The organism is Saccharothrix espanaensis DSM 44229 (assembly GCF_000328705.1).
Taxonomy (GTDB): domain Bacteria; phylum Actinomycetota; class Actinomycetes; order Mycobacteriales; family Pseudonocardiaceae; genus Actinosynnema; species Actinosynnema espanaense.
This window is the reverse complement of sequence record NC_019673.1, coordinates 2,105,787-2,126,805: the sequence shown is the minus strand read 5'-3', so window position 1 is coordinate 2,126,805 and position 21,019 is coordinate 2,105,787. Positions and strand designations below refer to the sequence as shown.

The following is a 21,019-nucleotide window of genomic DNA, read 5'->3' as shown; positions in this document are numbered from 1 at the left end:
TGCACGCGGCGCGGTCTGCGGCGGGCCCGCACCTCCGCAGATCGCGCTTCCACGCCCCTGGTGCCCGCGAGAGCATGGTGCCATGACGGACTTGGGACGTGAGCTCAGACTCTGCCGCGAAGCCGCCAGCTGGTCGCTGGCGCGCATGGCCTCGGCGATCTACTCCTCCAAAGGCCACCTGAGCAAGGTGGAGAACGGCAAGGCAAGGGTGACCCGGCAGCTGGCCGCGGCCTACGACCAAGCGCTGAACGCGAATGGAGTGCTGCTCGCCATGGTCGACGACGTGCCGGACCAGCGCCGCCCTCGCGGTCTGGTCGGCCTCCCCGAACCCACGAGGCACTTCGTCGGCCGCACACCCGAACTGGCGTCGGTGGCCGTCGCGCTGGGGACGCACCAAGACGTCCGAACCTGTGTGATCAGTGGTCTGGCCGGCGTCGGCAAGACCGCCTTGGCGGTAGCGGCCGCGTGGCAGGCGGCCGGCGACTTCCGCGACGGCTGCCTGTTCTTCGACCTCCGGGGCCAAAACGAGAGCACCCTGACCACCACCGAAGCCGCCCACCACCTCCTCGGTGCCCTGGAGGTGCCCCGCGACCTGGTCCCCGGAGATCAGGACGGGCGCGTAAACGTCTTGCGGGACATCCTGCGCTCCCGCCAGGTCCTGCTCGTGCTCGACAACGTGCGCGACGCCCGGCAGGTCCGCCCGCTGCTACCCGCGACGGGCCGAAGCAGGGTGATCCTGACCAGTCGCTCCCGCCTGCCGAGCCTGGACGACGCGTGGCACGTGCCGCTGGGGATGCTGACCAGCCAGAGCGGCCAGTCGCTCTTCCACGCCGTGCTCGACGGCAGAGCGGAGGTAAGCGACACAGATGCCGCGACCATCGTGCGCCAGTGCGGACACTTGCCGCTCGCGATAAGGATCGCGTCCGCGCGGATCGTCCACGGTGGCTGGGACGCAAGGCATCTCCTTCGCCGGCTCACCGACGCCGCAACGAAGTTTCCCGCGCTCGACGAAGGTGACCGCAGCGTCACCGCGGCGCTCTCAGTCACGGTCGACGCGCTGCCACCGGATCAGCGACATCACCTCGGCGCGCTTTCGCTGCACCCCGGATCGACGATGACGGTGCAGGCCGCGCAAGCGCTCACGGGCCTCACTCCGGCCACGACCGACCAGCTGCTCGACCAGCTCCACGAGCACCACCTGGTCACCAGAGCCGCAGACGGGCGCGTGCAGCTGCACGACCTGGTACACGCCTACGTAGTCCAGTACGCCCACCCAGACGAGGAGAACACCGCAAGCGTGATCAACAGGCTCATCGACCACTACCTCGCCATCACCACCGACGCCGACGCGCTGGTCGAGCCGCAGAGGTTCCGCATCCAGCACACCGTCTCACCGCACTCAGAGCCTGTGTTCGCCGACGACACGAGCGCGCTCGCATGGCTGCGCTCTACCTGGCCGACGCTCGTGAGGACGACCGAACTCGTGGAGGACGACCGGTGCTGGCGCCTCGCCCTGGCCGCACGAGGTTTCTTCTTCCGGGAGAAGCTCTTCGACGCATGGATCTCGACTCACGAACGTGCGCTTGTCACGGCGGCGGGCGATCCGGCCGCCACGGGCATGGTGTTGAACAGTCTGGGCATGGCGCACCTCGAGTCGGGGCTGATCGAGGCCTCCGTCGAGTACCACCAACGCGCACGTGAGGCGTTCGCCGAGGCTGGCGACGAGGCTGGCGCGATAGACGCGCTCTCGAGTCTCGCATGGGCACGCCTCTACCAAGGATCACCATCGGAAGCGTTGAGCGACTTGACAACCTCGTTGGAGAGCTATCGGCGGTCAGGCCGCGAACGCAACGTCGTCATAGCGCTGAGGGGAACCGCGTTCGCCCTCACCGCACTCGGCCACCACGACCGCGCGAGGACGTCGGCAACGGAGGCCTACAAGTTTTCCACCAGTCCGATCGACATGGCACGCGCACTGAGTTGCCTGGCATGGGTCGCCTACCAGGCGAACCACCTCGCCGCCGCCGGGCGCCTGTCCGCGGAAGCCGCGGAGCTGACCGAGAACGGCTACGAGCTCGCGAGAGCCCTGACCGGCCTCGGCAACGTCGCCGCGCGGAAGGGTGACGACGCCGAGGCGGGTCGCTTGTGGACAGCGGCGGACGAGCTCGCCAGCCTCAACCCGGCGGTGGTGTGGGAGTCCTCGGCGCGTCGCTACGTCTCCGGGTCTGCGGTGTGAATAGCGGCCTGCTCCAGCTGATCCCTTGCGTCAACCTCGGATCGAGGTTTTGATCGTCGCGTGCACCTCACCACACCGGTCAGGTGTTAGCACCTCGGCGGACGAAACCGGATCGTCAAGCTCCAGGAGCGGCCCGCCGTCCAGCCGCCACACCCCGGTCCGCGACCTCTCCGTCCGCGAACCGCAGCCGCAGCGCGAACCGGTCGGAACGAAACCGGGGAGTGCAGACGTAGTGCGGCGTGGTCCGGGCTCGGCGGTAGCTTTACCCGTATCGCGTGCTCGTGTTCCACGCTACGACTGAGGGGCGACGGCGGGCGCGATGTGGAGCCGACGCGGTTGCGCGTCTTCATCTCGCCGTTATGCAACTCGCCGCCGTGGGTCAGGTCAACGCCAGGGCGTCCATGCCCTCGCCGTTTCAGCCCATCGGCGGGGTGGATGTCGTGCCAAGCTTGATCTCCCGCACGTCGTCCTGGGCCGCACGGACGCGGCGCGTCTCGAACACCTCGGGAACCGCAAGGTCGAACGTGATGGGCACGCTCAGTGCGGTGGTGTGCCACCGCGACTGCTCCGATAGTGGACACCCGCCGAGCCCTCGTCCATGGACCCGGCCGCCGACTCCACGAGCCTGACGAAGCCGCCGTCGACCCACCTCTGCACGGTGTGTTGGTCGACGGACGCGAGCCGCGCGAGCACCCTGGCCCCTCTTTGTACCTGCACGGTGTGCTCTGGACTTGGTGAGCCCGAGCACCGCGCCGAGCGATCTCGCATCATCGGGCCAGCACCGATCGATCAGATCGGCAGGCGCACACAGCTTGCGCGGAATGACCATGCCGCTGTCCGAGTCCTCGACGCCGCACAGCCAGCGCAACGGCCGACCCGGCACCCGCGATGACGATCCACACCACGCAACGGGGGCATTCGTGCGGAACGGCGATCCCGAGTCCAGGTAACCTACGCGTGATCAGCTGGCCGAAGCGCCCAGCCGTGCCGCCCACAAAGCGCCGAGGGCTCCAGCGCGTTCTCATCGCGACGCACGGCCACATGAACACCAGCGAGGTTGAAGTGCCTGAAGTGAACGACCTGGACCCGATCTTCCTGAGCTACCGGCACTCCGACGGTGACGCCCTGGCGGCAAAGCTGGTCTGGGTCCTCCGGTCCTACGGCATTCCCGTCTGGCACGACCAGACCCACCTGGCCCCTGGTCAGTTCCACCGGCGGCTGGACGAAGCGCTGAACTCGGGACTGTCCGGAGCGGTGCTCCTGATCACCCCGGACATCGTCCACTCGGAAATCGTCCGGGACCGGGAGTTGCCCGCCCTACTCGCGATGGAAGCGAACCCAGCCTTCACCTTCGCCATCGGCAACGTGATCACCGATGCCGCCGACGTGCTGGACTACGGCGCGCCCGACCGCCTGCTTCCCCAGCCGGGGTGGACGCTCCAGGGGTTCGACCAGTTCCCGGTGACCGATCACTCTGAAATGGCCAAGCTGGCCGGCGAGATGGCCGTCAGGCGGGTGCGCCACGCCGCGCCGGACGGTCAGCTGCGGCTGGACATCCAGACACGCCTTCCCGCTCTCGGCACCTTGAATGCGCCGCTGGCGGTGCGAACCCGCTCGCCGCTGCCGGGTACCAGTGTCCCCCCGCCCGAGGTCTGGGAGGACATCGCCCCGTTCCTGGGTGATCTACCTCGGCTCGTGCAGGCGGCGGGAGCCGATCGTGTGCAGGTCACCGGCGGCGCGCACCTGAGCATCGCGTTCGCTCTGGGCGCCGCGGTCCCGACCACCTCCGGCATCGACGTCTCCATCGTGGACCTGGAGGGTCAGGTCTGGGGTGCCGGAACCACGCCCGCAGTCGAGCTGGTGGAGGAGGTCGTTGTCGGTGACGCGGTGGACGGTCCGGCAGCGGTGTACCTGGACCTCGTTCCCGCCCCTCCCAACAAGGAGTTCCGGCGCTACGCAGAGAGCCGTTCCTTCTCACGCGCGGTGGAGATCGCCATCGCCGAGCGCGAGGTGATTTCCGCCGAAGCAGGCCCGGCACTGGTGCGCGAGCTGCGCTGGCGGATCGGAGAGATCGCGGCCGGTGGCACCGTGCACCTGTTCCTCCGCGCCCCGTTTCCCGTCGCCGTACTCCTGGGCAGGGCGTGCAACACCTTGCGAGTGGTGCTCTACGAGTGGGAGAGGGAGACGGACACCCCTGGTTACGTGCAGATGGCGACCGTGTCGGCGGGGCGGAGCGGCGGCCCCGTCATCAGCTGGACCACCGGAAGGTGACACGAGAAATTCGAAGTGGACAGTTTTGTGACAACTCCGCGTGCGCGGTGTCCGCAGCCCGTTGATGGCCAGGAGGCACATCTACTCTTGAGGTGAAGCCTCGACACCTGCCGCGATGGCGCAGGTCATCTTCCTCAAGTCTTCAGTTCCATCGGCATCTGCCGCGCACCGTCAGGAGGTATCGGGTGACAACCACACTCGACGCGGAGTTCACCCAGGCCGTCACGAACGTGACCGTCAACGACAAGAAGCTCGAGCTCGCGATCGCCGCGCACACCGAGATCCGCGATCTGCTTAACGCGGACGAGGAGTTGCGGAGGTGGGGCATCAGCCCGTACCTGATCGGGTCCTACGGCAGGCAAACAGCCCGCTACCCCGGGAAGGACGTCGACGTCTTCCTGCGCTTCACCAACCTCTCGGCCCGGCACGACCCGGCGAAGATCTACGCGGCGGTGGAACGCGTTCTCATCGCCGAGTACGGCTCGAAGGACGACGATTCCGAGGGACGGGTGACCCGCCAAGCCCGATCTTTGAAGATCGACTTTCCGGATCCTGAAGAGCCGGCGCCGTACGGCGCCACGTCGTTCTTCGACACGTCGTTCTCCGTCGACGCGGTGCCCGCCGTTCCCTGGCAGGGCCACTGGGGCATCCCCAACCGCGACCGCAAGCAGTGGAACAAGGAGGAGAACCAGCGCTGGATCAAGACGGACCCGATCCAGTTCGACAAGAACACCGACGCTCTCTCCGTGGCCTCGTGGAGTCCTCAGGTGGGCTCCCGCAACGCTTACCGGCCGGTGGTCCGGCTGCTGCGCCAGGTGCGGCACACCCATCTCCGCACCCAGCGCCCAGGAGGCCTGTTCGTCGAGGTTGCGGCCTTCCACGTGTGGCAGGCCCAGCTGGTGACCGGCAGCACCTGGGCGGAGTTGCTCACCTCCACTCTCGAACAGGTCGCCGGACAGTTCACCGAGTACGAACAGACCGGGTTGCCCGACCCTGTGTTCGGCACCCCGATGAAGCCAGAGGTCGGCTTCGGCCTGTGGACCGCGGCGGCGAGCTACTTCAGCGAGCTCGCCCAACAGGGCCGCGAGGCTCTGGACGCGGATCCTTGCCGGGCGGCCAAGATCTGGCGGAGTGTCCTGGGCTCCAATGAACGCGGCGAGGTTCTCATCCTCCCAGACGGCTGCGACGCCAACGGCTTCCCGCTGAGCGCGATCTCCGCCGTCACGGCCGTCGGAAGCGACCAACCCCGCGGCTTCGCAAGCGACGCCGGCAACCGAGACTGACCACCACGTTGGACACGTACGACGACGGCGCGCTCGACCGCTTCCGCGCCGGATTGGTCAACGCGGGCTTCTCGCCGCTCCACGGCCCCAGGGAGGAGTGGGGTGGCCCGCTTCGCGCGAGCCTCCGGCCCCTCACGACGGCCACCCGCATGAGGATCGTGCTCCTCGACGGCTGGCCCTTGCGGTACGCCCACGTCGTCGTGGAAGGACTGCGAGCGGACCACGCTGCCCGCGGCACGATCTGCTTGTGGGCCGATGATGATCCGGCACAGGTCGCCGCACGTGACCTCGAAGTGCTGTGGACGAGGCTCGACGACTGGGCCGCACGTGCGCTGGGTGGGTTCGGCGACCAGGACCGAGCGCTCGACGCCCACTTCCTGTTCAACAGTGAGCGCACGAGCTTCCGCGCCGAACTACCGCTCGACGACCTCGTTCGCGGCATGAACGACGGCCACCTCACCCGTCTCACCGCGGTGAGACGGGGCTCGGGCGCTCTGCTCATCACCCGCTCCAAGCCGGCGAAGGCGGGCAACGACACGCCCCGTCTCCGCGGCGCCTTCTACCTGCGCGACAGGATCGAGGCTCCGCCACGAGACCTCGACGAGCTTCGCGCACGTCTGCGCCGCCGGCAACGAGAAGACTTCGACCGCGGACTGGCGGAACGAACCACTCCAGCGGGCATGGCGGCGCCCAGTGGCGGGCACGACTTCGTGGTGCTCGCCTGGCCCCGTCACGGCACCCACGATGCGATCGTGGTGGCCTACGACGACGAAGGGGGTTCGTTGCATGCCTCCGCCTTGGCAGCCACCTCCAACGACATCGCTTCGCTCAAGCGTCGCGCGGGCCCGGATGCCGACCTGTTGACCTGCAAGAAGGTGTTGATCGCTGGTGCGGGTTCCGTCGGCGGGCACGTCGCCCTCATCCTCGCGTGCGCCGGAGTGGGCAAGATCGTCCTGCACGACGGCGACCACCTCACCTCCGCCAACGTCGTCCGGCACGTCGGCGCGGAGTACTGCGTCGGGTACCGCAAGACCACCATCGTCGCGGAGGTGATCAGCTCACACGCCCCGTGGACGGACACAGATCTGCACGACGACCTCTCGCATGCGCCGAGCGATCTGGCCGGCCAGATCGCGGGTGCTGACCTCGTCGTCGACTGCACGGGGCTTTTCTCCCTCACCGCGGCGCTCGCCGAGGTCTGCCAGCGGACGAACACCGCCCTGGTCACCGGAGCGCTGTTCCACGGAGGCCGCCTCGCGCGCGTCCAGCGGCAGGCGGAGGGTGACACGCTCATCGCCGCGCGCAGGGCGGATCCGGCATACCCGGACCTGCCGCCGGAAGACCCGGCCGCACCCCAGGCGGGCTTCCTCGAATTGGGGTGCACCGCGCCCGTGCACAACGCGTCCCCGGTCGCCGTCCTGCACACCGCGGCGGAGATCGCTCGCTCGGTTGCGGACCTCCTTACCGGACGACTTCACCTGCCGGACGAACGCATCGTCGTGCACGAGCCTCTGCTCCCTCCGTTCGACCGCATCGGCACGTACGACGGGCCTCTCCACGAGACGAGCACGACATGACCCAGCGTCCGCGCCTCCTTGTGTCGGAAGCGGTCCGGGACGCCATGGTCGCGGCAGCAAAGCGCGAACATCCTTGTGAGACAGGAGGAATTCTGCTCGGCGTGCACGTCGGCGGCCAGCCGTGGGTCACCGCCGTGGTCGAGATCCCGAGTGAGATCCGCGGCCGTCACCACTACGAGATCCCCGGCGGGGCTACTCGCCCAGCCGTGCTCAGCGCTCGCGCTGCCGACCACCGCCTGGGGTACCTCGGAGACTGGCACAGCCATCCCGAAGACGTCGGACCGAGCAAGAAGGATCTCGATAGTCTCAGGCGCATCTCGTCACCGCACCACGAGGAACAGAACCCGACCCTCGTCGTGGTGCGTTCCACGGGCGGCGGTCACACACTCAACGCCCGGCGGGTCGTCTCCGGGCGTGCCCGGTCGTGCGACGTCGAGTTCGCGGGCGGCCTGCCCCCGTTCGAACCACTACCTCGACGCACCTCTGGAGGTGCCTTGCCCGCCAACGACGTGCCCAGTGCCAGCGGTGCCAGGATCGCCGGTGACGACTACCAGTGGCTGCACGCCTGGCGCATGTGCATGGAGATGCTGCACGAGTCGATCACCGACAACAGCACCAACCCTGCTGTCGCGATCGGGGTGGAGGAACGGGGCGTGGGCAACGGCGACGACGTCGTGGTCCACCGGACACGGCCACCGAACTCCTATCAACAGGTCAAATACGCGGTCGACAACCGCACCGCGGTGGGTCTCGACTACCTCCACACCAACGGGATCCTCCAGAAGATCGTTCAAGCCCACCGCGATCTGACCGCGAACGGCTCGCCGGCCGAAATGCGCCTGGTGACCAACCGCACCATCGATCCCAGCGACACGTTGCTACGGGATCGGGACGGCCGTGACGGACGGCTGCTGCCCCGCGCGGCCCAGGGCGGCCCGAAGTCCGACAGGGGGAAAGCGCGGGCCGACTGGGCGACCAAGGCGGGTGTGAGCGAACCGGAACTGATGGACTTCCTCGAGCACTTCCACCTGGACGTCACCTACGACCTGGACCGCCTCCGTAGGGACGTCAGCCTGCTCATGACGGCCAACGGTCTGCGTTCCGACGCGGTCGCGGTGAACCTCGGCGCCGGCTGGATCTCGCAGCAAGTCGTTGCCGGTAGGCGGCGGCTCGGCCTCGACGACGTCAAGGCCGCGATCACAGCCCTCGGTCTGGAGCGCGGATCGCCGTGGACGACGATCTCGATCTCGACCATCAAGCACGACGGGGTCGCGCACCAGGCCGCGGTCGCCCTCGACTGGGTGGGCCGCATGAGCGGCGACACGGACTGGAACCGGGTCGCGCCGGAGCCGCCGAACACCTGGGACGATCTGGCTACGGACATCCGTTCGGTACCCGGTCTGCTCGGCGGCAGGAAACGAGTGCTGGTGAGCGGACATCTGCGGCAGGCCACGGGTTTCCTGATCGGCTCGGAGCTGCGACGTGTGATGGGCTACGAGGTCGGAATCCGCCAGGGCGACCAGCTGTGGACGAGCAGCGACGAACCAGAGCGGTACGACGTGACGGTGGACGAGTCGGTCGTGGACGCAGGTACCGGCACCGCGATCATCGTCAACGTCGCCACGGACGCCGCTGGGCAGGCTCTCCAGTGGATCATCGATTCGGGCTTGGAGATCCGGGCCGCGCTCACGGTGTCTCCAACCCGTGGCGCCGGACCGTTGTCCGTGCCCACTCCGCGTGCGGCCAACGGTCTCGCCGTCGCGGTCAGGGACATCGCACGGCAGCACTCGTCCACGACACCGCTGCACCTGTTCCTGATCGGGCCGCTGGGGCTCGCGGTCCTGCTAGGACACCATTGGAACCGGGTCACGACCACCTACGTCTACGAGCACCTCGCCGGAAGCGAGTACGCCCGCGCTTTCGCCGTTTGCGCATGAACACTAGCTGGAGAACGGGCTCCAGCTATACTCTCCCGCCTGAACTCGCACGAGGCAGGAGAGGCAGATCGACATCGACAAGCTCGTGAACGAGCTCAAATCGTTGCGCAAGGGCCGAGGCTTGGACACGCCTGACCTAGCGACGCGGACAGGGCCCGAGTTGCGCGCGGTGTTCGGTCTGCTGGTGACAGCCGACTCCGCCCAGATCCGGACGCGTTTGACGAAAAGCCTCGCAGAACTGGCCGCACGACTGCCCGACGACCTCTCGTTCGCGGTGTCGACGGCGCTCGCGCTGCCCGAGGACAAACGCACCCAGTTCTACGGCGAGCGAGTCGATCTGGTCGCCAGCCACCTCCAGCGCGACGGGCGCACGGCAACCAGGCACATCGACAACGGCCTGCGCGTGCTGGCGGAGCTGGCGATCGCGGACGCCACCGGTGCCACGCCGGACGTGCGGCTCCCCGTGACACCGTGGCAGACCACGGAGTTGCGCACGTGGGTCGTGCTCGAGCGCGAGGCACCCGAGATCTACGAGATGCGCCGCGTCATCACGACCGAGAAGGAACTGCACGCGCTGCGCCTCGAAGTCTCCGTGCCGGTACCCAGCGACTGGAAAGCCAGCTCCGCGGTCAATGATCCGGAGATCGTCGTCCTCAGCGGAGGAACGCTGCGCACCCGGCTGAACTACTCGTCGACGAGGGTCGTCTTCGACCTGGAGCTGGCCGAACCTCTGACCGAGCTCCGGGAGCACGAGTTCTTCGTCCGCTACCGGTTCTCGGGCGTCAGGGAGATGGGGCCCTTCTACACCTGCACGCCTAGTTTCCCGTGCAGGTCGTTCGACCTGCACATAAGGTTTGACGAGAAACAGCCGGCGTCCTCCATCTGGAAGATCGACGGGTTGCGCATGAGCGAGGTGGAGGACGACGCCGCACCACGGGAGCCGATCGGCGCCGACGGCGCGGGTGAGGTGAACGTCCAGTTCCAAGGGCTGACCCCCAATCTGTCCTACGGCGTTGTCTGGCAACACTAATCAGGCGACCTCGCTGAACCGCTGACAGGTTCGGACGTGGGAAGGAGCAAGCCAGCCGCACCAGTGCACGAGAAAGCCCGCTGACCTGGGCTTTCATCCAGGTCGAGCGAGCTTCTTCAGACTTGTCGGGACGACAGGATTTGAGCCTTGTGCCTGCCGACAACCTCATCCGTGCAGGTGAGAAGCATGAGCGGGACGAGGCCCGTATAAGCACAAGAGACGTCAAGCGCTCACGGGACGGCTGCAATCCGCAATGTCGTCGGCTGACGCGGCATGATGACCGGCTGTGCTGCTCCGACTGGCCTACTTGGCCATGACCCACGCGTTCGCGTTGCTGCGCCAGCTGCCCTTGAGCGATCGGGACAGGGACGTGGAGATCCTGGCGCTGCGGCACCACATCACGATCCTGGAACGCGAACTGGGCAAGGGCCGTCCGCGGTTCTCCCCCAGCGACCGAGCGTTCCTCGCAGCATTGCTGCACCGACTTCCCGTCGCCACGCTTCATCGGCTCCGACTGCTCGTCCGTCCGGAGACGGGGCTGCGGTGGCACCGCGACCTCATCGCACGACACCACGCAGCCAGATCCCGTCCCAAACGTGTGCCGCTCGAAAAGTCATCGCCGCTGGTAGAGCAAGGGCACCGTCGTCTGCGGGAGCATGGCCGGGTGATCGTGTCCCTGCTATACAAGGTGACCCGGAAGCTGCTGTCCGTTCCGGCGGTGTTGCTGCGCAGTCAAGCGGCGAAGAACGCCGAACTGCTCGTCCTGCGCCACGAGAACGCCGTACTCCGTCGGCAACTCGCCAGTCCAATCCGCTACGAGCCCGCGGACCGGCTCTGGTTCGCCGCCCTGTCCGGGCTGGTGGATCGCCGCCGGTGGCGGGAGGTCTTCCCGGTCACGCCGGGCACCCTGCTCGCCTGGCACCGCAAACTCATAGCCCGCAAGTGGGGCCACTCCGCGCGCCGACGCACCGGACGCCCACCAACCCGAGCGGCGGTAAAGACGCTCGTGCTGCGGCTCGCCAGGGAGAACCCGCGATGGGGGCATCGGCGGATCCAGGGCGAGTTGGCCCGACTCGGCCACCGCATCGCCTGCTCGACGGTCTGGCGGATCCTGCACGACGCGGGCATCGACCCGGCACCACGCCGTGGTGGCCCGACCTGGCGACAGTTCCCCACCGCCCTGTGGGGTGTCAGAACTCTGCACTGGGATGCTGAGCTACGACGATCGGGCACGCTGGACCTCCAGGGCATGATCGTGAGGTGTGGCGGTACGACTGCTGTACCTGATCTTCGCCCGACTCGGTGACTGGCTGGTTCTGCTCGGCCGGTCCTCCGCGGTCAAGGACGTGGAGTTGCTGGTGCTGCGGCACGAGGGTCGCCGTGCTGCGCCGGAGCAACCCCCGCCCGCAGTTGGACTGGGCCGACCGTGCTGTGCTCGCCGCGCTGGTTCGCCGACTCCCCCGGTCGCTGCGCGAGCACCGGTTGGTGACACCGGGAACCATCCTGCGCAGGCACCGGCGCCTGGTCGCGAAGAAGTGGACCTATCCCAATCGCACCGGCCGCCCGCCGGTCGACAACACCATCGTGGCGCTGATCGAGCGCATGACGCGGGAGAACACCGGCTGGGGCTACCGCCGGATCCAGGGCGAACTGCTCAAGCTCGGCCACCGGGTGGCCGACTCGACCGTACGGCGCGTGCTCGAGCGCCTGCGGATACCACCCGCTCCCCGGCGCGACACCGACACCTCCTGGCGACGGTTCCTGCACGCGCAGGCCGCGAGCATGTTGGCCTGCGACTTCTTCCACGTCGACTGCGCCGCGACACTCAAGCGGGTCGACGTGTTCTTCGTGATGGAGGTCGCCACCCGCTACATCCGCATCCTCGGCACCACCACCACCAACCCCGACGGGGCATGGACGACCCAACAAGCCCGCAACCTGCTCATGGACCTCGGCGACCGAGCAGACGACCTCCGGTTCCTTATCCGAGACCGGGCCGGCCAGTTCACCGCCTCGTTCGACGCGGTTTTCTCCGGCGCAGGCATCCAGGTTGTGAAGATCCCACCACGGGGTCCGCGAGCCAACGCCCACGCCGAACGATTCGTCGGCACCGTCAGATGCGAAGCCACCGACCGACTGCCCATCCTCAACGAACACCACCTGCGGACGGTGCTACAGCGCTACACGAACCACTACAACCACCGCAGACCACACCAAGCCCGACAGCTCGCCCCACCACGACCAGACCCCCCGATCGCGGAGCCAGGCTGCACCTCGATACGCCGCCGACCAGTCCTCGGCGGCCTGATCAACGAGTACGAGCACGCAGCCGCCTAACCGCAGGTCAGGTCCTGTGGCCGCCTTTTGACACCTCACAGCCGGTTCGGCCACCCAGCTCAGCTTAATCGGCCAACTGGATCTTAGCGAAAGAAGAGTCCGGCGCAAACCTGGTAGCGTTGTTCTTGTAGCGACGTGCCAGCATCTGACCGAGGTCGGATTCAGCCAGATTGGCAAGTTGACTTGCATGCATCAACAGATCGGCAAGAATGGGCGAAAATTCGGATTCCAACTGCTTGACGTCAATTTCCTCGCCGTGATGACTCAAATGGTCTTTCGGCTCGATCAGCTTGGCCAGCTTGCCGACCGTGACGGATAGGTGAACGTGGATGTGTCGGAGTTTCGTAAAGGCCGGGTCGTCTATGTCCCACATCTCCCGATCATAGAGCACCTGCAATCGCTGCATTGCTTCGACGCCTCGGGAAGCTTGCTCAAGCAGGCGGGTCATTTCGTCCATACTTTCCTCCCCATGGGAACCCAAAATCAGCCGAAATTACTTGCTCGTAGTAGTCGACTTCGTCCTTACAGCCAGGATGAACGATAAGGGCTGCCCGCCTGACCTCGTAGCCTAGACCGCGCATAATGTCAGCAACCTCTTTTTGGACGCGGCCGCCAATCGCCCTGTCGTCGAATATTAGCCCTTTCGAACCTTTCGGAAAGTGCTTTATCAGGTTTGGCAGGAAGACGTCCCAGCGGGTAGACTCGTGATGAAACCAATCGGACTTCTCGGCCACACCCTTGAAAGCAATGCAGTTCGCGCTCCTGTGCGGACGTTTAGGGAAGGTGACTGCTGTCAACAGTGGAGGGTCGTCGCTCGAGTGCGCCAGACAGTAAGCTGGCGCCACGTTGCCCGGCCCGGACATCGAGACGATGAAGTCAGGACGATACTCTCTCTCGATCCTTCGGTGCAACCGCATCAGCATCGGCGTCACCGTGTCCCAGTCGAATTTGATCCGACCACCAACCGTAGCTTTCGACGCATTTGAATCGTTGAGAAGATCGGCCAAGTACAGCTCAAGGTCTCCGTACTCTTTGCCATAGCTGATGACACTGTAGCCCTGTTGCCGATAGCGTTTCGCGGCGTTCTGGTGCTCAGCTTCCCTCACGAGCACCACTGGCGCGATTCCCGAGTCCTTTAATACAGAGGAAAGCCAGATGCCAAGCGAGGAGAAGTTGGGGTCCGCGAGGCCGGCGCCGAACCCGACAAACACGATCGATTTGACGGCCATCAACGAGCGCAGAACTGCCTGCGAGGACGAATCCCCGATTGCGTCGGCATAGCTTTTGTAGCCGAATACGATCGAGTCCTGCTTCTTCCAGTGGCCGTGTAGGTGAATTATGTATCGACCTGGATCCTGGACCTCTTCCTGTATATGAGTGAGATCATTCCAGGTCGCCACGTCTCGGCCCGAGACTTCTTCCAGCAGGCTGTCATAGTTGGTGGTGAAAAGTGGCACTCCAAAGTCGGACAGCACCTGGACGATCCCCGGTGACGCCGACTTGAGGCCACCTACGGTATCTCTCAACCATTTGCCGTACTGCGCGCCTGGGTGCGCTTTTAGTTCTTGGGTGATCTGCTGAGCGACATCTAGCTTGTCCGACGCGTCAGTCGAGTTCAGGTCTGCGCGTCGCTGAGTTTCCCACGCCCCTTCCAGCGACTTGTCCAAGTCGACGCAGCGTGCAATCCCTGATTCCAGGAGGCCGTTCCACGATGCTGCCTGCTCACCGCCGGTGGCCGAGATGGCAACCCCTGCTCCGACGACAAACAGGGCGTTGCGTTTCTTCAGAGCCTCGACAATCTCGGATCTGAGGTATGCACTCAACTGGACTCCAACTGTTCGACCGACGTCGGACGCTGTGTCTGCTGTATCTAGACGGCGGATTAACTCACTATACCCGATACAGCGGGTCACCTCCTGTCGGACCGTGTCGACGCATTCGGCGAACCAGTCCAACTTGCAACAGCTGATCAATCTTTCGATCGGAAGATCCTGCTACCTGCGCAAACCATACTTAGTTAAGGATAGCTAAGTGCAAATATGAGCCGAACTCAAACCTGGTCGTAGTGATCATGGGATGTCCGCTCGTGCCCTGGCGAGTCATCCCACGTGTTCTTGTTTGACTCTCTGTGATCAAGAGATGCGAAGACGCGGCCGGGGCCCTCACGCAGCCGGCGGCCGATCGCAATGCCCACAGCTTGGCGCAGTGGCTCGTCGACACGACCAACCGGGCGTCACCGCACCCACCCCGTTGAGGTGGACGCTGCCGAGACATTGATGCCGGTCTTGAGGCGGCGGGATGTCTTCCCGAGCAAAGCGGGTCGGCGAGCGCGAGGCACAATGCTCGACCGGTACGCGGCCCACTACAACCACTGCCCGACCCCATTAAGCACTGCAACTCGTGTCACCACGGTCAGACCAGCAGACCGCAGAGCCGCGCTGCACCTCGGTACGCCGCCGACCAGTCCTCGGCGGTCTGATCAACGAGTACGCACCCATAGCAGCCTAACCGCAGGTCAGGCCATGTGGCCGACTTTTGGCACCCCACAGGCCGAAGCCGGAATGGCCAGATGCACACCCGCCAGCACGAGCGCGGCGGCCGCCAACATAGTTCTCTTCATCGTGGTTCGTTTCTCCAGTGCGCACGTTTCGAGCATCGTCTCGATAATCTGTTTCGGCGTCCCGCCGACAGGGTTGTCAGGGAAGAATGTGGCCGCCGTGACCACCCCTTGCGGGCCGCCCGGCGAGCTGAAACACCTTCGTCCTGGAAGGTCCTTCCTCACCGAAGCGTCGGCTGGCACCAGCATCCGCCCGAGACCGCCGACGCGGGTGCCGCACATATCGCCGTTGCCTGTGTGAAGCGCCTTGAAACCATCCCGGTGAACCGTGGTCCGCTCACCATTCCAGCAGGCCACCGAAACCATAGGCACATTCGACGATGGTTCCTAAGTGGCCATGCTCACGCCCACTCGCGTAACGGCGGACCCTGCGGCGACGCGGCGGGCGTGACTGTGCGGCGGTCCTCAGCGCAAACCGCGCAGGCGGGCGCAGTCGGTCGCCTTGGCGGCGAGGTCTGCGACGTTCGCGGCGATCTCGGCCTGCCCGGGCCAGCGCTCGGCGGCGGCGACCGGAACGACGTCGATGATCACGGCGAGGACCTTCGCGAGATCGTCCTCTCCGACGTCGGCCAGGGAGTAGAAGGGGATGCCCGACCCGAACAGCTCCCCGGACCTCCCGCCGACCTGGGCCGCGACCAGTCGCATGGCCCACTCGGCGAGTGCGCCGGACCCGTCCCAGCGCACGGAGTCCACACTAGACGGAGAACGGCCGGGGAAGACGACCCTGCCGGTGCTCGTCATCCGCCTGCCGCCCGGGAACTCCGTGTCGACCGGGGGCAGGAACCGCCATGCCGGGTCGCGTGGGCACACCGCCGCCGCGGCTTCCGGTGACGGGGGAGGCGGTTCGAGGGCCTCGGCACGGGCCCAGGCCGTGGTCCTGGCCACCAGGTCCATGGCGTGCTCGGCCATCGACGGGTTGTCCGGCCACATCTCGGGCACGGCGACGGGCAGGACATCGCGGATCACCCGGACGATCGCGCGGATCTCGTCCTCGGTGTAGCCATCGAGCGCCAGCCACTGCAGTTCGTGGTCGGCTGCCTCGCGCAGCTTCGCCGCCGCCGTGGCGCTGTCCACGTGGTTGGCGAGGAACCGCATCAGCCACTCGATCACCCCGTTGGAGGCATCCCACGTCTTCGCGTCGTCCACGTGGTGGTCGGCCGACATCTCGCCGGGGCGCTGGAGGAAAACGTATCCGGACATGCCTGTCTACTTTCCCGATCGCGGAGGGTCGCGCGGACCCGGCCGGGTGGACGGAAGCGGGCGGGGCGGTCGACCGACACCCCGCCCGACGTGGTTTCCGGGCCGCCCGGCCGGGCGGGACCCTATCCCACCCGGCCGGAGGTCACCCCTGGTCGACTGCTAGCGGATCAGGACCACCTTCCACCTGTTGGGTGCGACGTACTGGGTGAGCGTCGCAAGCTGCGCCGAAGTCAGATCGGACACGTCGATCGGGATCAGGTGCGCCTTGTTCAGATGCTTCGTGATGCTGTTCTGGATGTTGCCCCACGCCCACTCGCTGTCGAAGAAGCTCGACTTCATCCGCATCGCGTCCCAGAGCCGGCCGTTCGTGTCGATCCAGTCCGGGCCCTTCTCGGCCGGCCAGCGCATGAGGGTGACGCCGAACTGCTTCTCGATCTTCTACGCAATGTCCATCTCGTGCTGCTTGAACAGGCCGCCGTTGGCGTAGTCCCAACCGAGTTTCTCCTGCCGCTCCCGGGTCGACAGCTTCGCGGTGTCCGCCAGCTGTTTCGCCAGGGCGGCGTCCCGGACGGCCACGTCGACGTTCAAGCCCTGCATGGTCGCCAGGGTCCGGGCCGTGGTGACACCGGTGAGACCGGCGGCGGCCCAGCGGACCATCCAGGCCCCGTAGAACGCCATGCCGTCCGGAGCGACCGAGAGCATGAAGGCGTCGCAGACGATCGACGCCGTGCACAACGCCACCGCGCCGATCGAGGCGAGGACGATCGCGGTCGACAGCACCATGCTCCCGGCGGCGTCCAGCATGGCGATGTACGGCGCGGCCAGCAGGTACTGCTGGTTCCTGGCGAAGTCCGGGCTGAGCACGTCCTTCGTGCAGTTCTGGTAGGCAGGGCTGCCCCGCATGTGGCTGTAGAGGTTGTCGCAGATGGAGCCGTTGACGAACGCCTTCTCCAGCATCCCGTCGGGCGTCACGACGATCTGTCGGACGCAGTCCTCGATCAGCACCGGGAAACCCGCGTACTTACCGTTGCAGTACTCCGCCTGCTGGAACGCGGCACCGGCCATGTCGTCGGGGATCCGGCGGATCAGGTTCTCGTACGCCTGGTTGGACGCCAGCAGCGCGGCCTCGGCGCTCTGGCCCGCCGCGATCGCCGACTGGTAGGCCGCCCGCGCCGACGTGGCCGCCTCCTGCGCGAACCCCGCCGCCTGATTCGCCGACGCCTGCGCGTAGATCGCCGACCGGGTCGCTTCCCGGGCCGAGCCCTGCGCAGCCTGCGCCGCCGCCGTGGCGGTGCGCGCCGAGTCGGCCGCCCGCTGGGCGGACGCCTCGGCCGCCGCAGCCGAGTTCGCCGCCTCCTGCGCGTGGCGGGCCGCCTCGCCGGCCGAGTTCTGCGCCTGCTGGGCATAGCCCTGCGCCTCCGCCGCCGCGCCCCGGGCCAGCGCCGCCGCCGCCTGGGCGTCGTAGCTGTTCTTCAGCGCCGTCGCCGCCGCGCTCGACGCCTTCGACAAGTAGCCGGTGACCTCGGAGAGGTGCGTGGACATGTCGGCGTCGTGACGGATCGCGGTGTACCGGCCGACGTCGAGGAACTCCTTGATGATCGCGGGCGGTCCGGCGAGCGCGGCCTGGGCCATCGCCTTGGTCTCCGCGCCGCTGTCGCGAGAGGCCGCGATCTGGTTGACCTTGACCCGGTCCTCCGTGTCGCGGCCGGGGTGGCTCCGGTCGCGCAGGAAGTCCCGGACGTCGGTGTCGGTGCCGTTCAACGCGGTCGCCGCCGCGTCCTTGAGGGCCTGGGAGCCGTTGTCGGCGACGGACTTCAGGGTCACCCGGTCGTCCTGACCGGCCGCGCGGGCGATGCCCGCGGCGACGTACGCGCGGACCTCGTCGTCGGAGCCGGCCAGCGCGGCCTCGGCCGCAGTCCTGGTCCAGGAACCGGAGGAGTTGGCCAGCCGGAGCGCGATCTTACGACCGTTGAGCACGGTCAGCTGCGGGTTCGTCACGGCCTCACCGAGCAACCGGGTGGTTTCCGCGTCGCGCGACGACTCCTGGTCGGCGTCCCACGCGGGTGAGGCGGGAGCCTTGGTCATCGCCGCCTTGGCGGACTGGGCCGCGGCGGTGGCCTGCTGGGCCTGCACGGCCAGGCGCTCGGAGTCCGCCGTGCGGGCCGCGTCGTACACCGCGTGGGCCTGGTTGACGGCGTCGACGGCGTTCTGCGCCGCCGCGCTCGCAGCGTTGGCATGCTTGGTGGCCTCGGCGGCGGCGTTGGCGGCGTTGCCCGCGTGCTCGGCTGCCTGGATGGCGGCGGTCGCGGCGTCCCGGGCGTTCTGCGCGGCCCGGAGGGCGGCGTCCCGGGCCTGACGTGCGGCGTTGGCCGCGATGCCGGCGAAGTTCCGGGCCGCCGTCGCCGCGCGGGCCGCGCGGTCGGCCATGGCCTGCGCCTTGGCGGCGGCGTTCCGCGCCGTGGCGGCGTCTGCCCCGGCCTGGCCCGCGTAGTTCGCGGCGTCGCGGGCGGCCTGGGCCGCGCCGGCGGCGTTGCCGCTCGCCCGGGACGCCGCATCGGCGGCGGCACCGGCCTCGTCCGACGCCACGCCCGCCTTGTCGGCGGCGTCGGCCGAGGTCTCGGCGGCCAGCGAGACGTCACGCGCGACGCGGGCGGCGTCGCGGGCGCGGTCCGCCGCGCCGGCGTCCGTCGCGGCGGCTGCGGCGGCCGAGTACGCGTTGGCGGCGGCCTCGTTCGGCATCGACGCCGCTGTGGCCGCGCGGGACGCGGCACCGGCGGCAATCCACGCCGCCTGGCTGGCCGCGTTGGCCGCGCCGACCGCGTCCTGCGCGGCGGACGCCGCCCGGGACGCCGCGTCCGCCGCCACGTCGGCCGCGCGAGCCGCTTCGGCGGCGTTGCCCTGGGCGTTGCGGGTGGCTTCCGCAGCCCGTTACGCGGCTTCCTTGGCCATGACGGCCTCAGCCACAGCGCGGTCACCCGCCTGCTTGGCCGCCACCGCCTCCTGGGCGGCGAGGTCGCCCGCGACCACGGCCACGTTCGCCAGCTCGGCGATCGTCGCGGTCTCCTGGTCGCGGGCCTGCGCCACCGGCCAGTCCAGGTCGATGAACTCCGCGAACGCCTCCAGCGTCCCCTTGTCCAACGCCGCCTGGGCTTTTGCGCGGACCTTCGGCCCTCCGGCGGCCATGAGTTGGTTGACCCGGAGCCGCTGGTCCTGGGTGTGCGGGATCTTCCAGCCGGTCTCCACGAACGCCTTGAGGGCGTCGTCGGAACCGTTGTCGAGGGCGGCCTGGGCGGCTGCCTTGATCTCCGGCCCGCCCGCCGCGAGCATCTGGTTGACCCGGATGCGCAGGTCCTGGTGGGTCGGCTGCTGCCAGCCGGTCTCCAGGAAGGCCCGCACCGGGGCGGTGCCGCCCTGGTCGAGTGCCCGCTGGGCCGCCTCCTTGACCGAATAGCCGCCCGTGGTGAGCATGCCGGTCACGCGGCGGCGGTCGTCGGAGTCGGCGGCGCCCTGCCAACCACCGGCCAGGAACTGCCGGAGGGCGGCGCTGTCGCCGAGGAGGGCGCGCTCGGCGGCCTCCTTCAACGCGGGCCCGCCCATCCGCCACATCATCTGGGCTTGGGCACGCGCCCCGCCGACGCCGTCCATCGGGACGGGCATCTCCTGCGCGGAGGCGGACGGGACGACGAGGGTGGCGGCCACGGTGGCCAGGGACAGGGCCAGGCTGGTGAAACGAACCCGTCTGCTCAGACGGAGGTGCACGCGATTCCCCCTGGGTTCGCGGCGTACGCCCGACGCGCGCCGCTCCGATGCAATCCCCGTTGTCCGGACCGGACACGGTGGAACCGCCCGCGTCCGATCCGGGCACGGGCGGGATGTGGCACAACTGGTGGGCCGGCCGCGCGGAAGGCGGCGGGCCTCGACTACATCTGGCCGGTGATCTCCAGGCGCAGCAACGTCTCCGGCCGCCCGACGGCCGGGTCGCCCAAGCCGACCTGGACGCTGCCGAAGGGCTCCAGGTCGTCGGCCCGGCGGTTGCCCGAGCTGTCGGTCACCTCGAACCTGCCCCGGTGGCCGGTGTCGGAGGCCAGCCCGTCGCCGCGGATCTCGAACACGCGGGGCAGCTTCAGGACCAGCAGACCCGTCCGGCCCCGGACCTTGAGAGCCGCTGCGGCCCGGGCACGTCTTCGACCTCCTGGCCCGCGGGCTGCCGCGGGACACGATCGTCGCGCAGATACTGCGAGGGGATGATCCCGCTCTTGCCAGCGAGGACACCGACCCGCAAGGCACCTACCAGGTGTGCCACAAGTTCGCCGCAACGTGGCCATACCGCAATGCCGTTAAGTTAGGGCGGGTGAGCGGAGCTTGATGGTCGGTGTTCCGTCATGCCTGATGCTGCGGTGTTCAGGTCGTTTGACGCGGTAGGAGTTGTGGCGTCCGCGTTTGACAACGCGAGCGCAGGTACGGTTGCGACGTCTTCGTGTGGGTCTCCAGAGGATTTCCTCGAAGGTGTCGACAAGTGCTCGCCAGCGGT

At 67.7% G+C, this 21,019-nt stretch carries 16 protein-coding genes; 8 read left to right on the top strand and 8 right to left on the bottom strand.

The window, feature by feature from the left end; translation table 11 throughout:
• Positions 1-82: 82 nt before the first annotated feature.
• From BN6_RS10040 to BN6_RS48495, 8 genes are all read left to right on the top strand, one after another.
• Positions 83-2,236 carry a helix-turn-helix domain-containing protein gene (locus BN6_RS10040; protein ID WP_015099485.1) on the top strand — a complete coding sequence of 718 codons (2,154 nt, stop codon included), beginning with the start codon at positions 83-85 and terminating at the stop codon, positions 2,234-2,236.
• A gap of 1,041 nt (positions 2,237-3,277) precedes the next feature.
• Positions 3,278-4,507, top strand: coding sequence for an SAVED domain-containing protein (locus tag BN6_RS10035; RefSeq protein ID WP_158509361.1), 1,230 nt, complete (start codon positions 3,278-3,280; stop codon positions 4,505-4,507).
• A 185-nt stretch (positions 4,508-4,692) separates the two neighbouring features.
• The gene (locus BN6_RS10030) at positions 4,693-5,790 is read left to right on the top strand and encodes a nucleotidyltransferase domain-containing protein (protein WP_015099481.1); all 1,098 of its coding nucleotides are present in this window, start codon (positions 4,693-4,695) and stop codon (positions 5,788-5,790) included.
• Positions 5,791-5,798: 8 nt separating this feature from the next.
• Complete coding sequence (locus BN6_RS10025) at positions 5,799-7,367, top strand: ThiF family adenylyltransferase (protein ID WP_015099480.1); 1,569 nt, start codon at positions 5,799-5,801, stop codon at positions 7,365-7,367.
• Complete coding sequence (locus BN6_RS10020) at positions 7,364-9,304, top strand: SAVED domain-containing protein (protein WP_084672607.1); 1,941 nt, start codon at positions 7,364-7,366, stop codon at positions 9,302-9,304. The genes BN6_RS10025 and BN6_RS10020 overlap by 4 nt, the downstream gene beginning before the upstream one ends.
• A 169-nt stretch (positions 9,305-9,473) precedes the next feature.
• On the top strand, positions 9,474-10,334 hold the full coding sequence (locus BN6_RS10015; RefSeq protein ID WP_148302801.1) for a hypothetical protein: 861 nt from the start codon (positions 9,474-9,476) through the stop codon (positions 10,332-10,334).
• A gap of 286 nt (positions 10,335-10,620) precedes the next feature.
• Positions 10,621-11,640 carry an integrase catalytic subunit gene (locus BN6_RS48500; RefSeq protein ID WP_015099476.1) on the top strand — a complete coding sequence of 340 codons (1,020 nt, stop codon included), beginning with the start codon at positions 10,621-10,623 and terminating at the stop codon, positions 11,638-11,640.
• Positions 11,641-11,714: 74 nt separating this feature from the next.
• Positions 11,715-12,671, top strand: a complete 957-nt coding sequence (locus tag BN6_RS48495; RefSeq protein ID WP_015099475.1) for an integrase core domain-containing protein — start codon at positions 11,715-11,717, stop codon at positions 12,669-12,671.
• 64 nt (positions 12,672-12,735) lie between these two features.
• Here the strand turns inward: BN6_RS48495 and BN6_RS10000 are convergent, their stop codons facing one another.
• From BN6_RS10000 to BN6_RS09975, 8 genes are all read right to left on the bottom strand, one after another.
• Entirely contained in the window at positions 12,736-13,128 is a 393-nt protein-coding gene (locus BN6_RS10000) for a hypothetical protein (RefSeq protein WP_015099474.1), read from the bottom strand.
• Positions 13,103-14,494: an SIR2 family NAD-dependent protein deacylase gene (locus BN6_RS43420; RefSeq protein ID WP_158509360.1), complete on the bottom strand. Its 1,392-nt coding sequence runs from the start codon at positions 14,492-14,494 to the stop codon at positions 13,103-13,105. The genes BN6_RS10000 and BN6_RS43420 overlap by 26 nt, the downstream gene beginning before the upstream one ends.
• 692 nt (positions 14,495-15,186) lie before the next feature.
• A complete protein-coding gene (locus tag BN6_RS45455; protein WP_015099471.1) occupies positions 15,187-15,594 on the bottom strand; it encodes a hypothetical protein in 408 nt (135 codons plus the stop codon).
• 99 nt (positions 15,595-15,693) lie between these two features.
• The gene (locus BN6_RS09990; protein WP_015099470.1) at positions 15,694-16,488 is read right to left on the bottom strand and encodes a hypothetical protein; all 795 of its coding nucleotides are present in this window, start codon (positions 16,486-16,488) and stop codon (positions 15,694-15,696) included.
• Positions 16,489-16,647: 159 nt separating this feature from the next.
• Complete coding sequence (locus BN6_RS09985) at positions 16,648-16,896, bottom strand: hypothetical protein (RefSeq protein ID WP_015099469.1); 249 nt, start codon at positions 16,894-16,896, stop codon at positions 16,648-16,650.
• 30 nt (positions 16,897-16,926) lie between these two features.
• The gene (locus BN6_RS09980; protein WP_015099468.1) at positions 16,927-19,353 is read right to left on the bottom strand and encodes an ALF repeat-containing protein; all 2,427 of its coding nucleotides are present in this window, start codon (positions 19,351-19,353) and stop codon (positions 16,927-16,929) included.
• 63 nt (positions 19,354-19,416) lie between these two features.
• Positions 19,417-20,247, bottom strand: a complete 831-nt coding sequence (locus BN6_RS41720; protein ID WP_015099467.1) for an ALF repeat-containing protein — start codon at positions 20,245-20,247, stop codon at positions 19,417-19,419.
• Positions 20,248-20,408: 161 nt separating this feature from the next.
• Positions 20,409-20,600 (bottom strand): hypothetical protein, encoded by a 192-nt coding sequence (locus BN6_RS09975; RefSeq protein WP_051075490.1) that lies wholly within the window; start codon positions 20,598-20,600, stop codon positions 20,409-20,411.
• Between the last annotated feature and the right edge of the window lie 419 nt (positions 20,601-21,019).

Coding starts and splice junctions, on each gene's coding strand:
- BN6_RS45455 (WP_015099471.1), bottom strand. CDS start 15,594: ATGGTTTCGGTGGCCTGCTGGAATGGTGAGCGGACCACGGTTCACCGG.
- BN6_RS10020 (WP_084672607.1), top strand. CDS start 7,364: ATGACCCAGCGTCCGCGCCTCCTTGTGTCGGAAGCGGTCCGGGACGCC.
- BN6_RS09990 (WP_015099470.1), bottom strand. CDS start 16,488: ATGTCCGGATACGTTTTCCTCCAGCGCCCCGGCGAGATGTCGGCCGAC.
- BN6_RS10040 (WP_015099485.1), top strand. CDS start 83: ATGACGGACTTGGGACGTGAGCTCAGACTCTGCCGCGAAGCCGCCAGC.
- BN6_RS10000 (WP_015099474.1), bottom strand. CDS start 13,128: ATGGACGAAATGACCCGCCTGCTTGAGCAAGCTTCCCGAGGCGTCGAA.
- BN6_RS10035 (WP_158509361.1), top strand. CDS start 3,278: ATGAACACCAGCGAGGTTGAAGTGCCTGAAGTGAACGACCTGGACCCG.
- BN6_RS09985 (WP_015099469.1), bottom strand. CDS start 16,896: ATGCGCTGGCCGGCCGAGAAGGGCCCGGACTGGATCGACACGAACGGC.